Here is a 14,871-nt window from a genome sequence, read left to right as displayed (position 1 = left end):
CTCCAGTGGATTGAGTTGAACCTGTTAAATCGAGGCCAGCATGTCTTTCGATCTCGCCGCGCGCCTCGCTGTTCGCCGTGCCGACCATCTTTACCGCCAGCGCCCCTTGCTGCAGAGCCCCCAAGGCCCGCATGTGGTGGTGGACGGGCAACCGTTGTTGGCCTTCTGCAATAACGATTACCTGGGCCTTGCCAATCACCCGCAAGTGATCGAAGCCTGGCGCGCCGGTGCGTCCCGTTGGGGCGTGGGCGGTGGAGCTTCGCACTTGGTGGTGGGCCACGCCACACCGCACCATGAGCTGGAAGAAGCTCTGGCTGACTTGACCGGTCGCCCGCGTGCCTTGCTGTTCACCACCGGCTACATGGCCAACCTCGGCGCGGTCACGGCGCTGGTGGGGCAGGGCGATACGGTATTGGAAGACCGGCTTAACCACGCGTCCTTGCTGGATGCTGGTTTGCTGTCCGGTGCGCGTTTCAACCGCTACCTGCATAACGACGCAGGCAGCCTGGCCAAGCGCCTGGAGAAAGCCACCGGCAATACCTTGGTGGTCACCGACGGTGTGTTCAGCATGGATGGCGACCTCGCCGACCTGCCCGCGCTGGCCCGTGAAACCCGGGCCAAAGGGGCCTGGCTGATGGTGGATGACGCCCATGGCTTCGGCCCGCTGGGCGCCAATGGCGGCGGTATCGTCGAGCATTTCGGCTTGAGCCAGGACGACGTGCCCGTGCTGGTTGGCACCTTGGGCAAAGCGTTCGGCACCGCCGGGGCCTTCGTGGCCGGCAGTGAGGACTTGATCGAGAGCCTGATCCAATTCGCACGCCCGTATATCTACACCACCAGCCAACCACCGGCACTGGCCTGCGCCACCCTCAAAAGCCTGGAATTGCTGCGCAGCGAACATTGGCGACGCGAGCACCTCAACGCGTTGATCCGCCAGTTCCGTCGCGGCGCCGAGCAGATAGGCCTGGGGTTGATGGACAGCTTTACGCCGATCCAACCGATCCTGATTGGCGACAGCGCCCGGGCACTGCGCCTCTCGCAGATGCTGCGCGAGCGCGGCCTGATGGTGACTGCCATTCGCCCACCGACCGTGCCCGCCGGCAGTGCCCGTCTACGGGTGACATTGACGGCGGCCCACAGCGAAGCGCAGGTGCAGCTATTGTTAGACGGGTTGCAAGCGTGTTTTCGCTTGTTAGACGTCTCGGAGCCCGGCTATGCGTAATCGACTGATCCTGCTACCGGGCTGGGGCCTGGGTGTGTCACCGCTGGAACCGTTGGCCGCTGCGCTGCACGGCCTGAACGAGCATTTACAGGTACAGATCGAACCCTTGCCGGCGCTGCAGGCCAGCGAACTCGGTGAATGGCTCGATGAGCTCGATGCGACGCTGCCGGACAATGCCTGGCTCGGGGGCTGGTCGCTGGGCGGCATGCTCGCGTCCGAGTTGGCGGCGCGCCGTGGCGAGCGGTGCTGCGGCTTGCTGACCCTGGCGAGCAATCCGTGTTTCGTCGCCCATGACGGCTGGCCCCATGGGATGCCTGCTGAAACCTTCGATGCATTTCTGGCCGGCTGCCACGCCGACTCCCAGGTCACGCTCAAGCGTTTTGGGCTGTTGTGCGCCAAGGGTGCCGAAGACCCGCGCGGCTTGTCGCGGTTGTTGGTCAGCGGTGCGCCGAATACCTCCCCCAGTGTCTTGATGCCCGGCCTGGAGCTGTTGGCCCAACTGGATACGCGGGCGGCCTTGCAGGCCTTTCGTGGGCCGCAGTTGCACCTGTTTGCCGGCCTGGACGGGCTGGTGCCTGCCGAAGCCGCCAGTGACCTGCTGGCCTTGCTCCCCGATGTAGAAATCGGCCTGATTGAACAGGCCGGTCACGCGTTTCTTCTGGAAGACCCTCACGGAGTAGCCGGGGCCATCCAGGCTTTTTTGCATGAGTGTGTCGATGACTGACCTATCCCACCCGCCCTTGCCTGGGGGCTTGCCGGACAAGCGCCAGGTCGCGGCCTCGTTCTCCCGTGCGGCGGCCAGTTACGACAGCGTGGCCGAGTTGCAGCGTGCGGTCGGGCATGAACTGCTCAGCCGCTTGCCGCACGGCCTGGTGCCCCAGCGTTGGCTGGACATGGGCTGTGGCACGGGTTACTTCAGCCGCGTATTGGGCGAGCGTTTGCCCGGCAGCCAAGGTGTGGCGCTGGACATTGCCGAGGGCATGCTCAACCACGCGCGTCCGCTGGGTGGCGCCGCGCACTTTATAGCCGGTGATGCAGAACGCTTGCCGCTTACAGCTGACAGCGTTGAGCTGCTCTTCTCCAGCCTCGCGGTACAGTGGTGTGCCCATTTTGATGCGGTGCTCAGCGAAGCCCGGCGTGTGCTGCGACCAGGTGGCGTGCTGGCCTTTGCCAGCCTGTGCGTAGGCACCCTCGATGAGTTGCGCGAAAGTTGGCGGGCGGCGGATGGCCTGGTCCACGTCAATCGCTTCCGCACCTTCGAGGCTTATCAGCAACTGTGTGCGGCCAGTGGTTTGCGCGTGATCAGCCTGGAGCGAAAGCCCCATGTGTTGCATTACCCGGATGTGCGCAGCCTGACCCATGAACTCAAGGCACTGGGCGCCCATAACCTCAACCCAGGCCGCCCGGGAGGGTTGACGGGCCGTGCGCGGATTGTCGCGCTGGTAGAGGCCTACGAGCAGTTCCGCCAGGCCCAGGGCCTGCCCGCCACGTACCAGGTGGTGTATGCCGTACTGGAGAAACCGTTATGAGCGCCGCTTACTTCATCACCGGTACAGACACCGATGTTGGCAAGACCACCATCGCCGCCGGCCTGTTGCATGCGGCCAGGCTTTCCGGCAAAAGCACGGCCGCCGGAAAGCCGGTGGCGTCGGGCTGCCAACTGACGGCCCAGGGGCTGCGCAATGCCGATGCGTTGGCGTTGCTGGCCGAGTGTTCAGTACCGCTCAGTTATGCCGAGGTCAACCCGGTGGCCTTCGAGCCAGCTATCGCGCCGCATCTGGCAGCGCGCGAGGCGGGCGTCGGGCTCACGGTGCAATCGCTGCTCAAGCCGATGCAGCAGATCCTGGCACGGGGCGCGGACTTCACCTTGATCGAAGGGGCAGGCGGCTGGCGCGTGCCCTTGGCCGACCAGGCCAACCTGTCGGACCTGGCCATGGCGCTCAAACTGCCGGTGATCCTGGTGGTAGGCGTGCGTCTTGGGTGCATCAGCCACGCGTTGCTCACCGCCGAAGCCATCGCACGGGATGGCTTGCCGTTGGCGGGCTGGGTGGCAAATATCATCGACCCCAAGACCTCTCGTCTGGAAGAAAACCTCGCCACCCTGGCTGAGCGCCTGCCCGCGCCTTGCCTGGGGCGAGTGCCGAAACTCAAGCACGCCGGGGCTGGCGCGGTGGCCGAGTACTTGGAACTGGACCTGCTTGACTGATTTTGGCTATCGCTAAGGCAATATGCCATTAGTGTTTTTGACGAGCCTTTTGCCAAGATGTCTGGTTCAATCGGGCTTCACGATTCTCTAAAGGCAGGCTTACGCCATGGAAATCTCTGGAAGCAGCGCGTTTTATTCGGGCCTGAGCAGCATTCAGACCGGGCAGAACCGTGTCGACCAGGCGGCCGGCAAGATTGCCAGCGCCGCGACCACCCAGCCATCGGCCGCGCAAAGCGACCGTCTGCAAGCCAATGACCGCGCCCAAGCGTCCAATTCGGCGAGCAACATGGTGGAAATGGCCCAGGGCAAGTTTCAAATCGAGCTGGGGGCGAAAGTCGCCAAGGCTTCGGACGAAATGCTCGGTACGTTGATCGATACCTACGCTTAACGTCTCTATCGCACGCCCGCTCTCCTGTGGGAGCTGGCTTGCCTGCGATAGCATCCACGCCTATCACCTGATACACCCTGGTGGCTGCATCGCAGGCAAGCCAGCTCCCACAGTCGTTCTGCGACATTCTGCTCTGTACTTTTACCTTCCTTGAATCATGAGGCATCCCCCGCCGCAGGCCTCGCCGTGCCTGGCTGACCCGCGTCAAGACAAACGGCATCTGGCCGACGCTTGACAACCCTGGGTCGTAAACGTATGTTTCAAACACCTGTTTGACCGCCATAAAAAATCCATGCGGTTGTTCATCCCAGTTACATCAGCAGAGGTTTATCGCTATGCCTGACTACAAGGCCCCCTTGCGTGATATTCGCTTCGTTCGTGACGAACTGCTCGGTTATGAAGCGCACTATCAGAGCCTGCCGGCTTGCCAGGACGCTACCCCGGACATGGTCGACGCCATCCTCGAAGAAGGCGCCAAGTTCTGTGAGCAAGTACTGGCACCGTTGAACCGCGTGGGCGACATCGAAGGGTGTACCTGGAGTGAGTCAGGCGTTAAGACCCCAGCGGGCTTCAAAGAAGCCTACAAACAATTCGTCGAAGGCGGCTGGCCAAGCCTGGCCCACGACGTGGAGCACGGTGGCCAAGGCCTGCCGGAATCCCTGGGCCTGGCCGTGAGCGAAATGGTCGGCGAAGCCAACTGGTCGTGGGGCATGTACCCTGGCCTGTCCCATGGCGCGATGAACACTATTTCCGAACACGGCACCCCCGAGCAGCAAGAGGCTTACCTGACCAAACTGGTGTCGGGCGAATGGACCGGCACCATGTGCCTGACCGAGCCACACTGCGGCACCGACCTGGGCATGCTGCGCACCAAGGCCGAGCCTCAGGCTGACGGCTCCTACAAAGTCTCCGGTACCAAGATCTTCATCTCGGCCGGCGAGCACGACATGGCCGACAACATCGTCCACATCGTACTGGCCCGCCTGCCGGATGCACCGGCAGGCACCAAAGGCATCTCGCTGTTTATCGTGCCCAAGTTCCTGCCCAACGCCGATGGCTCTGTGGGCGAGCGCAACGCGGTCACCTGTGGTTCCCTGGAACACAAAATGGGTATCCACGGCAACGCCACCTGCGTGATGAACTTTGACGCGGCCACCGGTTTCCTGATCGGCCCGGCGAACAAAGGCCTGAACTGCATGTTCACCTTCATGAACACGGCTCGCCTGGGCACCGCGCTGCAAGGCCTGGCTCACGCCGAGATCGGTTTCCAGGGCGGCTTGAAATATGCGCGTGATCGCCTGCAAATGCGCTCGTTGACCGGCCCGAAAGCGCCGGACAAAGCCGCTGACCCGATCATCGTGCACCCTGACGTACGCCGCATGTTGCTGACCATGAAAGCCTTCGCCGAAGGTAACCGTGCGATGGTGTACTTCACCGCCAAGCAAGTGGACATCGTCAAGTACGGTACCGACGACGAAGCCAAGAAACAGGCAGATGCCCTGCTGGCCTTCATGACCCCGATCGCCAAGGCATTCATGACCGAAGTCGGTTTTGAATCGGCCAACCACGGCGTGCAGATCTACGGTGGCCACGGCTTTATCGCTGAGTGGGGCATGGAGCAGAACGTGCGCGACAGCCGCATTTCTATGCTGTACGAAGGCACCACCGGCATCCAGGCGCTGGACCTGCTCGGCCGTAAAGTGCTGATGACCCAAGGCGAAGCGCTCAAGGGCTTCACCAAGATCGTGCACAAGTTCTGCCAGGCCAACGAAGGTAACGACGCGGTTAAAGAGTTCGTTGCACCGCTGGCGGCACTGAACAAAGAGTGGGGCGAGTTGACCATGAAGGTCGGCATGGCCGCGATGAAAGACCGTGAAGAAGTCGGTGCTGCCTCGGTGGACTACCTGATGTACTCCGGCTACGCCTGCCTGGCTTACTTCTGGGCCGACATGGCACGCCTGGCCGCCGAGAAACTGGCCGCCGGCACCAGCGAAGAGGCGTTCTACACCGCCAAGCTGCAGACTGCGCGCTTCTACTTCCAGCGCATCCTGCCGCGTACCCGCACCCACGTGGCAACCATGCTGTCGGGCGCCAACAACCTGATGGACATGAAAGAAGAAGATTTCGGCCTGGCTTACTAAGCCTTACCAGGTTCTTCTAGAAACCGCCGCCTCCCTCGGGATGCGGCGGTTTTTTTGCATTTGTGTGGGAGCGCGTCTAAAAAACCGCAGTCTTGCACTCAGGGATTATGATGAGCTGCCGTTACAGTGATGGCAATGTGATACATGGCCGGTCGGTTGTGCTTAACTGATCGCTTAGCGGCACAGTGCCATCATTTGTTAGCGGGTCGGAGCTTTACCCTTGTCACGCGTGTCCGCTGTACGTTTCAGCCATTTTCTCCCTTCGCTGCTGCTGTTGCTGGCCGGGCTCTCGGCTGCGTACGTCAAGGACCTCAGCGTCTTCTTCACCTCGCTGTTCAACGTGCTGCCCACCCTGGTGCTGTTGCTCGGCGGCGCCTATTGCGCGGTGTATCGACGCCAGCGTGAACTGTTCTTGATGGTCACGGTTTACGTCGCCTATTACCTGCTGGATACCCAGACCGACTTCTACCGCGACAATGGTCGCGTGCGTGAAGACGCTGCGGTGGTGTTCCACCTGTGCTGCCTGCTATTGCCCTTGCTGTTCAGCATTTATGCGCTGTGGCAGGAAAAGACCCATCTGTTCCGCGACTTCGTCGCCCGCTGTGCGGTGCTGCTGGCGGTGGGCAGTGTGGCGCTGGCCCTGGAGCAAAGTTTTCCCCAGGCCTTGCTGGGCTGGTTGGCGGAGATCCGTTGGCCGATGCTGCATGGCGCCTGGATGAGCCTGATCCAACTTTCCTACCCGATGTTCCTGATCGGCTTTCTCACCCTGGCCGCCCAATACTGGTACCAGCCGCGGCCGCTGCACGCGGCACAACTGGTGGGGTTGCTGGGCATGTTCTGGATGTTGCCGCAAACTTTCATCCTGCCGTTCACCCTCAACATCATGTGCAGCCAGGTGATGCTGATGATCGCTGCGGGGGTGGCGCACGAGGCGTATCAAATGGCGTTTCGTGATGAGCTCACTGGCTTGCCGGGGCGACGTGCCCTCAACGAGCGCATGCAGCGGCTAGGTCGCAACTATGTGCTGGCGATGAGCGACGTCGATCACTTCAAACGTTTCAATGACACCCACGGCCACGATGTGGGCGACCAGGTGCTGCGCCTGGTGGCGAGCAAGCTGTCCAAGGTCAATGGCGGCGGGCGGGCCTATCGTTACGGCGGTGAAGAGTTTGCCGTGGTGTTTGCCGGCAAGACCCTGGATGAGTGCATGCCCCACCTGGAGGAGATCCGCGAGATCATCGCCAGCTACGACATCAAGTTGCGCAACCCGGACCGCCCCCAGGACGATCATCAAGGCCGCCAGCGCCGTGCCGGCAGCGGCGCGTCCAGTGTGTCGGTGACGGTAAGCATTGGCGTGGCCGAGCGCCAGGCCGAGCAACGCAGCCCCGACGAGGTGCTCAAATCCGCCGACCAGGCGCTTTACACCGCCAAGGGGGCGGGGCGTAATTGTGTGGTCGCCGCCGGGCAAACCCGCCGTGGCGCGGTGCGCATGGAGAGCGCTGCCGGTTGAGTAATGGCGCTGTATTCAGCAGCGCTACAGTGATTGTCCACGGCCATGGCCGGCAGTAGGTTAACCCTATCTGCTGCCGGAGACATTGCCATGCCTGAGTACAACGCTCCCCTGCGCGACATGCGCTTTCTGATCGACACCGTATTCGATTTCCACGGCCACTACGCGGCCCTGGGCGCCACGGATGCCAGCCCGGACATGGTCAGTGCGATCCTGGAAGAAGGCGCCAGGTTCTGCGAAAATGTACTCGCGCCGCTCAATCGCAGCGGCGATGAAGAGGGCTGCCATTTCGATAATGGCGTGGTGACCACTCCCAAAGGCTTCAAGCAAGCCTTTGCCCAGTATGTGGAAGGCGGCTGGCACGGCGTGGCGGCAGACCCGGCCTACGGTGGCCAGGGCCTGCCTCATTCCCTCGGCCTGGTGTTGAGCGAGATGATCGGCTCCAGCAACACCTCCTGGGGCATGTACCCGGGCCTGACCCACGGTGCGATGTCGGCCATCCACGCCCACGGCACCGACGAACAGAAAGCCACCTACCTGAGCAAGCTCACCGTTGGCGAATGGACCGGCACCATGTGCCTGACCGAAGCCCACTGCGGCACCGATCTGGGCTTGATCAAGACCCGCGCCGTGCCGCAGGCGGACGGCAGTTACGCGGTCACCGGCAGCAAGATCTTCATCTCGGCCGGCGAGCACGACATGAGCGCCAATATCATCCACCTGGTGCTGGCCAAGCTGCCGGACGCGCCGGCGGGTACCAAGGGCATCTCGTTGTTTATCGTGCCCAAGTTCCATGCCGACTCCGGCGAGCGCAATGCGGTGCACTGCGGCTCCATCGAACACAAGATGGGCATCAAGGCCTCGGCCACCTGCGTGTTGAACTTCGATGGCGCCAAAGGCTATTTGATTGGCGAGGCGAACAAGGGCCTGAACTGCATGTTCACCATGATGAACCACGCCCGCCTGGGCACGGGAATGCAGGGCCTGTGCAACGGTGAAGCGAGCTTCCAGGGCGCGATCAAGTACGCCAACGACCGCTTGCAGATGCGCTCGCTGACCGGTGCCAAGGCGCCGGAGAAAGCCGCCGACCCGATCATCGTGCACGCCGATGTACGCCGCATGCTGCTGACCATGAAGGCTTTCAACGAGGGCAACCGCGCGTTGACCTATTTCACCGCGCAACTGCTCGATACCGCGCACCTTGGCAGCGACGCTGGCCAACGCCAGGAAGCCGAGGACCTGTTGGCCTTCCTCACGCCGATCTGTAAAGCCTTCATGACCGAAACCGGCCTGGAGGTGACCAACCACGGCATGCAGGTATTCGGTGGCCATGGTTATATTCGTGAGTGGGGCATGGAGCAACTGGCCCGTGATGCACGGATTGCGCCGATCTATGAAGGCACCAACGGCATCCAGGCCCTGGACCTGCTCGGGCGCAAGGTGCTGGGCAGCCAGGGCAAGTTGCTGCGTGGGTTTACCAAGATTGTGCATAAGTTCTGCGCGGCCAATGCCGAGCATGCGCAACTCAAGGCCCATGTGGCGCAACTCAATGAACTGAACCAGCAATGGGGCGAACTGACCTTGAAGGTCGGCACGGCGGCGATGAAAAACCCTGATGAAGTGGGCGCGGCGGCCATGGATTACCTGATGTACAGCGGTTACATCATCCTCGCCTACCTGTGGTTGCGCATGGCGATCGCGGCGCACGGCCAGGACGACCAAGAGTTTGCCCAGGCGAAGCTTGCGACCTGCGACTTTTATTTCAAGCGCTTGTTGCCGCGTACGGCCATGCACCGTGCTGCGGTAGAGGCAGGGAGCGAATGCCTGATGAGTCTCCCAGCTGAAGCTTTCTCCCTGTAGGAGCGAGCTTGCTCGCGAAGAACGTCAACGATAACGCGTGCTTGCTGAATGAACGCGGCGCCTGTGAGTTTTTCGCGAGCAAGCTCGCTCCTACAGGAAAGCTTCCTTGTGTGACTGGTAAATACTTAATGGTCACGAACGGACCCTATGTGTCTGAAAAGTTGTTCGGGTACACTCGGCGTCTGTAAAACCGATCCTATCGAATTACTTTTCACGTTCTCACGAGGTTTGCCATGGCTGATTACAAAGCGCCGTTGCGTGATATGCGCTTCGTCCTCAACGAAGTGTTTGAGGTCGCTGATACTTGGGCCCAGTTACCGGCATTGGCAGACAGCGTTGACGCCGAAACCGTCGAAGCGATCCTGGAAGAGGCCGGCAAAGTCACCGCCAAATCCATTGCCCCGCTCAGCCGCGGCGGCGATGAGCAAGGCTGCCACTGGGCGGACGGCGCCGTGACGACTCCCGACGGTTTTCCCCAGGCCTACAGCACCTACGCCGAAGGTGGCTGGGTAGGCGTGGGCGGCGACCCGACCTACGGCGGCATGGGCATGCCCAAGGCCGTGTCGGCGCAGGTTGAAGAGATGATCAACTCGTCGAGCCTGGCTTTCGGCCTGTACCCGATGTTGACCTCCGGTGCCTGTGTATCGATCAACACCCACGCCAGTGAAGAACTCAAGGCCACCTACCTGCCGAAGATGTATTCCGGTGAGTGGGCCGGTTCCATGTGCCTGACGGAAGCCCATGCCGGTACAGACCTGGGGATGATCCGCACCAAGGCCGAGCCTCAGGCGGACGGCTCCTACAAGGTCAGCGGCACCAAGATCTTCATCACCGGTGGCGAGCACGACCTCACCGAAAACATCATCCACCTGGTGCTGGCCAAACTGCCGGACGCACCGGCCGGGCCCAAGGGCATCTCGCTGTTCCTGGTGCCGAAGTTCCTGGTAAATGCCGATGGCAGCCTGGGCGCGCGTAACCCGGTGAACTGCGGCTCCATTGAACACAAGATGGGCATCCAGGCCTCCGCCACCTGTGTGATGAACTTCGACGAAGCCGTGGGTTACCTGGTCGGTGAGCCCAACCGTGGCTTGGCTGCGATGTTCACCATGATGAACTATGAGCGCCTGGGCGTCGGTATCCAGGGCTTGGCTTCTGGCGAGCGGTCCTATCAGAACGCGATTGAATATGCCCGTGACCGTCTGCAGAGCCGTTCCCCGCTAGGCGCGCAGGCCAAGGACAAGCCGGCAGACCCGATCATCGTGCATCCGGATGTCCGTCGTATGTTGCTGACCATGAAGGCGGCGAACGAAGGCGGCCGGGCGTTTTCCACCTACGTGGCGACGCAGTTGGACATCGCCAAGTTCAGCGACGATGCGCAGGCGCGCGAGCGTGCCGATAACCTGGTGGCGTTGTTGACGCCAGTTGCCAAGGCGTTCCTCACCGACCTGGGCCTGGAAACCACCGTACTCGGCCAGCAGGTGTTTGGTGGTCACGGTTACATCCGCGAGTGGGGCCAGGAGCAATTGGTGCGTGACGTGCGCATCACCCAGATCTACGAAGGTACCAACGGCATTCAGGCCCTGGATCTGATGGGGCGCAAGATCGTCGGCAGCGGCGGTGCGTTCTATACCTTGTTCGCCGATGAGATCCGCCAGTTCATCGCCGCATCGGGCCCTGAGTTGGCCGAGTTCACCAAGCCGCTGGGCGTGGCAGTAGGTAACCTGGATGAGCTGACGGCCTGGGTGCTGGACCGCGCCAAGAGCAATCCTAATGAAATCGGCGCAGCCTCGGTGGAATACCTGCATGCGTTCGGCTACATGGCCTATGCCTATATGTGGGCGCGCATGGCCAAGGCGGCGTTAGGCAAGGAGGGCGAAGAGGATTTCTACGCCAGCAAACTGGGGACTGCGCGTTTCTACTTTGCCCGCCTGTTGCCGCGTATCCACTCGTTGAGTGCATCGGTAAAAGCCGGTAGCGAATCACTGTTCCTGATGGATGAAGCCCTGTTTTAAGGGGGAAGAGGGCGTGTAAGCATTCTCTTACATGACGTGCTGCTAATCGTCCTCTATCGCCACATTGGATCCACGGCTAATCTACTTCACATGGACGTCGCGCAGGAAGCGCAAAGCAACAACACGGACACGTAGGATTCTGCCAGGACGGCGGAGTGAAATGGATGTCAGGGAAACAGTCTGCAAAGCCCCGCTTCGGCGGGGTTTTCTTTTGCCCGCGAAAAAGTCAGGCGGTTGCCGGCGGGGCATTCATCACGTCTTCCAGCAGGGTACGCAGCAACGCCACCGTCGCCTGCTGGCGTTGCACATCGCGGCATACCAATCCTACTTTCAGCGGTACCCTGGGCTCGCTCAAGGGTTTCCACAGCAGCGCCTTGCTGTTGTGTTCATCCTGGGACCGCCCAGGCAGCACGGTCGCCAAGCGGGTGTGAGGCAGGCTGTCGAGAATGCCCACCATGGTATTGAGTTCCGCCTGCACTTGCGGACGCCGCCCGAGGTTGGACAGTTGGCCTTGCCAGATCTGCCTAACCTGAAACTCTTCCCCCAGCAGCAACATCGGTAATTCGGCGGCTTGTTTGAGCGAGACTTTCTTGAACTCGCGCAACGGATGATCTTCGGGTATCACCACCTTCAACTCGTCTTCATACAGCAGCACGCCATGCAGGCCCGGCTGACGGGGTGGCAGGTAGCTGATGCCAATATCGAGTGAGCCATTGAGCAACCGCCGCTCAATCTCAAGCCCGGTCAGCTCGTAAATCTGCACCACCAGATGGGGCTGGGCCTTGCGCACGCGCTCAAGCATCTGCGGTACCAGGCTGGTGTGCACGGTTTGCAGCACGCCGATGGCCAGGCTGCGCATGGCCTGGCCCTTGAAATTGCGCAGTGCCTCGACGGCTTGCTGCATACCATCAATGAGCGGTAATGCGTGGTTGTATAAGGTGTGGGCCGCCAAGGTCGGCAACAGACGCTTGCTGCTGCGTTCGAACAGGCTGACGTCGAGGTTCTGTTCCAGTTGGCGAACCTGTTGCGACAGCGCTGGCTGGGAGATCGACAGACGCTCCGCGGCGCGACCTACGTGGCCTTCCTCATACACCGCGACGAAATAACGCAGTTGCTTGAAATCCATAAGGTTTGCTTATCGAAAAAGCTGGAAAATCGAAATGGCCGCTGGCCCCCGAGGCGCCTAGTCTAGCGCCTATTCGCAGGGCTTACAGGGCCGGATCGGACAATGAACAGCGTTTTTGTTGATAGCGTTTACATAGGCAAGGCAAAAAATCTGAAGGCCTCATTGGCAGGTGGCATCGACCAAGGTCAGGTTGCCAGCGGGGGTGAAGTGTGAACTTGTTCCGTCGCTGCGCGCCGAGTCTGGATGACCTGGTTGTGCATGCCCCGCGTGCAGATGTTTCCAGCCAGTGCCTGATGCCCACTGTGGCGCGCCCGCCCCAGGTGTTTGTACAGGGGCAGGGTTCCTGGCTTTCGGACGCTGACGACCGCGCTTATCTGGATTTCAGTCAAGGCGGTGGGGCCAACAGCCTGGGTCACAGTCCCCAGGCCGTACGCGACGCCATTGCCCAACAGATGCACACCGTGATCAACCCTGGCCTGGGTTTGCACAACCGCGCGCAACTGGATCTTGTCGATCGTCTGTGCCACCACACCTGCAGCGACCAGGCCTATTTGCTCAACAGCGGTGCCGAAGCCTGTGAAGCGGCCATCAAGTTGGCACGCAAGTGGGGCCAACTGCATCGCGGTGGCGCTTACCACATCATCACCGTAAACAATGGCTGTCATGGGCGGAGCCTGGGGGCGATGTCGGCGTCGGCTGTGGCCTGCGAAAACCGATTCGAACCGCAGTTGCCAGGTTTCAGCCAAGTGCCGTTTAACGATCTGCCGGCCCTGCATGCAGCGGTCGATGCGCAGACCGTCGCCATCATGCTGGAGCCGATACAAAGCGGCGGCGGTGTCCTCCCTGCGACAGAACATTACCTCAAGGGCGTCGAACGCCTGTGTCGTGAGCTGGGGATCCTGCTGATCTTCGACGAAGTGCAAACCGGTATCGGCCGCTGCGGCAGCTTGCTCGCCGAGCAGCAATACGGCGTGCGCGCCGACATCATTGCCCTGGGCAAAGGCCTGGGCGGCGGCGTGCCCCTGGCGGCGTTGCTGGCGCGTGGCACTGCCTGTTGCTTCGAACCGGGCGAGCTGGACGGTACACATCATGGCAATGCACTGATGGCATCTGCGGGTATCGCAGTACTCGACGCTCTATTGGAGAACGGCTTTCTCGAGCACCTACGTGAATCGGGCTTGTACCTGGCAGAAGGCCTTGCCCGCCTGGCCTATCGCTACGGCCATGGGCCCTTGCGCGGCAACGGGCTGCTTTGGGGCCTGACACTGTCGGACGATTGCGCCGCTGCAGTGGTCAAGGCCGCGCTGCACGAAGGCTTGATTCTCACTGCCGCGCAACCTGACTGCCTGCGCTTTACCCCTGCGCTGAACATCAGCAAAACCCATATCGACGAAATGCTTCTTCGGCTTGCCCGCGCCTTTTCTCGGGTGCGTACCGCTCAAGTGCAATGCCGCAAGGGCATCGCGGTGTGACCCCAGTTTCCTGAACCGTCTCGCGGCATACGCGGCGCCTCCAGCCTGATTCTTTTGGTTGGGGGCGTTTTTTTGTCTGCGTAATTTCTGGTGTGAAAACGTTGATTGAGCCTCCCTGGGAACAGTGGTTTCTTAGCGGACGTCGGCAAGGACCGCCGATGGGGCACAGCGTGCTCGACTTTTAATCTATACCACTGGGTGGTATGTTTTTGTGAAGGGACCTCCGTGAAGCTCAGGTTGTTTAAAACACGGCGATTTGCCGAGGCGGCCAACAAAGCCTGGATCTGCGATTCGGAGTTGAGGGAGGCGTTTGGCGAAATGCTGAGGGGGCAGGCAGATAATCTGGGCGGTGGTGTCTGGAAAAAACGCCTCAACCAAAATCGACATCGTTCAATCATATTGGCCAAGGGTAGGCACTATTGGGTTTATCAGTTGCTGTTCGCGAAGAAGGATCAAGGCAACATTACGCAGAGCGAACTTGTTTGGTTTCGATCACTGGCCAAAACTTATGAAAGGTTAAACGAAGCACAGATTCAGCAAATGCTGGATCTCAAGGAGTTTGTGGAGATACATCATGACCAAGAAGTATAAAAGCGAGGCGTTTGAGTCCATTCACCAGTCAGCCAAGGCACTTCATGCTGTCGGCGCCATCAGCAAAACCACTCTGCGAGAATATGATGAGGCGTGCTTATCCATGCCAGATCAAATCCCTGCCGAACAGATCAAGCAACTACGTGAAAGCAGCCATGTCAGCCAACCTGTGTTCGCCCGCTACCTGAACACCAGCGCGTCCACGGTCAAAAAATGGGAGTCGGGAGAGAAGCGGCCCAGTGGCATGGCGCTCAAGTTATTGAGTATCGTGCAAAAACATGGCCTGCAGATTCTGACCTGAGATGGCCCAATGCCAGAATCCACTGAACCCTCACGAACCGCC

13 protein-coding genes are annotated in these 14,871 nt (G+C 60.8%); 12 read left to right on the top strand and 1 reads right to left on the bottom strand.

What is annotated here, in order from left to right; all coding sequences use genetic code 11:
• Window positions 1-40 precede the first annotated feature (40 nt).
• The 9 genes from bioF (at window position 41) to AC1RAC_RS20250 (ending at window position 11,339) form a co-directional block, all read left to right on the top strand.
• Entirely contained in the window at window positions 41-1,222 is a 1,182-nt protein-coding gene (gene bioF / locus AC1RAC_RS20290; RefSeq protein WP_492616934.1) for an 8-amino-7-oxononanoate synthase, read from the top strand.
• The gene (locus tag AC1RAC_RS20285) at window positions 1,215-1,946 is read left to right on the top strand and encodes an alpha/beta fold hydrolase (RefSeq protein WP_014720207.1); all 732 of its coding nucleotides are present in this window, start codon (window positions 1,215-1,217) and stop codon (window positions 1,944-1,946) included. Before bioF ends, AC1RAC_RS20285 begins: the two co-directional genes overlap by 8 nt.
• Complete coding sequence (bioC, locus tag AC1RAC_RS20280; protein ID WP_197880495.1) at window positions 1,939-2,751, top strand: malonyl-ACP O-methyltransferase BioC; 813 nt, start codon at window positions 1,939-1,941, stop codon at window positions 2,749-2,751. The genes AC1RAC_RS20285 and bioC overlap by 8 nt, the downstream gene beginning before the upstream one ends.
• Window positions 2,748-3,428 carry a dethiobiotin synthase gene (gene bioD / locus AC1RAC_RS20275; RefSeq protein ID WP_034128848.1) on the top strand — a complete coding sequence of 227 codons (681 nt, stop codon included), beginning with the start codon at window positions 2,748-2,750 and terminating at the stop codon, window positions 3,426-3,428. The genes bioC and bioD overlap by 4 nt, the downstream gene beginning before the upstream one ends.
• 106 nt (window positions 3,429-3,534) lie before the next feature.
• Entirely contained in the window at window positions 3,535-3,816 is a 282-nt protein-coding gene (locus tag AC1RAC_RS20270; RefSeq protein ID WP_054896780.1) for a hypothetical protein, read from the top strand.
• Window positions 3,817-4,151: 335 nt separating this feature from the next.
• On the top strand, window positions 4,152-5,957 hold the full coding sequence (locus tag AC1RAC_RS20265) for a phenylacyl-CoA dehydrogenase (protein WP_034128845.1): 1,806 nt from the start codon (window positions 4,152-4,154) through the stop codon (window positions 5,955-5,957).
• A 220-nt stretch (window positions 5,958-6,177) separates the two neighbouring features.
• Window positions 6,178-7,467 carry a GGDEF domain-containing protein gene (locus AC1RAC_RS20260; RefSeq protein ID WP_034128844.1) on the top strand — a complete coding sequence of 430 codons (1,290 nt, stop codon included), beginning with the start codon at window positions 6,178-6,180 and terminating at the stop codon, window positions 7,465-7,467.
• Window positions 7,468-7,557: 90 nt separating this feature from the next.
• Window positions 7,558-9,327: an acyl-CoA dehydrogenase C-terminal domain-containing protein gene (locus AC1RAC_RS20255; RefSeq protein WP_492616933.1), complete on the top strand. Its 1,770-nt coding sequence runs from the start codon at window positions 7,558-7,560 to the stop codon at window positions 9,325-9,327.
• Between the two features lie 233 nt (window positions 9,328-9,560).
• The gene (locus tag AC1RAC_RS20250) at window positions 9,561-11,339 is read left to right on the top strand and encodes an acyl-CoA dehydrogenase C-terminal domain-containing protein (RefSeq protein WP_034128842.1); all 1,779 of its coding nucleotides are present in this window, start codon (window positions 9,561-9,563) and stop codon (window positions 11,337-11,339) included.
• A 226-nt stretch (window positions 11,340-11,565) separates the two neighbouring features.
• On the opposite strand, the gene AC1RAC_RS20245 is transcribed toward AC1RAC_RS20250, so the two are convergent.
• Window positions 11,566-12,465: a LysR family transcriptional regulator gene (locus AC1RAC_RS20245; RefSeq protein ID WP_034128841.1), complete on the bottom strand. Its 900-nt coding sequence runs from the start codon at window positions 12,463-12,465 to the stop codon at window positions 11,566-11,568.
• 209 nt (window positions 12,466-12,674) lie between these two features.
• On the opposite strand from AC1RAC_RS20245, the gene AC1RAC_RS20240 reads away from it, so the two are divergent.
• From AC1RAC_RS20240 to AC1RAC_RS20230, 3 genes are all read left to right on the top strand, one after another.
• Entirely contained in the window at window positions 12,675-13,937 is a 1,263-nt protein-coding gene (locus AC1RAC_RS20240) for an aspartate aminotransferase family protein (protein ID WP_054896784.1), read from the top strand.
• 225 nt (window positions 13,938-14,162) lie between these two features.
• The gene (locus AC1RAC_RS20235) at window positions 14,163-14,528 is read left to right on the top strand and encodes a type II toxin-antitoxin system RelE/ParE family toxin (protein ID WP_014720198.1); all 366 of its coding nucleotides are present in this window, start codon (window positions 14,163-14,165) and stop codon (window positions 14,526-14,528) included.
• On the top strand, window positions 14,512-14,829 hold the full coding sequence (locus AC1RAC_RS20230; RefSeq protein WP_492616932.1) for a helix-turn-helix domain-containing protein: 318 nt from the start codon (window positions 14,512-14,514) through the stop codon (window positions 14,827-14,829). The genes AC1RAC_RS20235 and AC1RAC_RS20230 overlap by 17 nt, the downstream gene beginning before the upstream one ends.
• Window positions 14,830-14,871 lie beyond the last annotated feature (42 nt).

The sequence above is a fragment of the Pseudomonas sp. GW823-FHT02F05 genome (assembly GCF_058797315.1).
The sequence above is the reverse complement of the archived record's forward strand: the minus strand, read 5'-3'. Positions and strand labels throughout refer to the sequence as shown.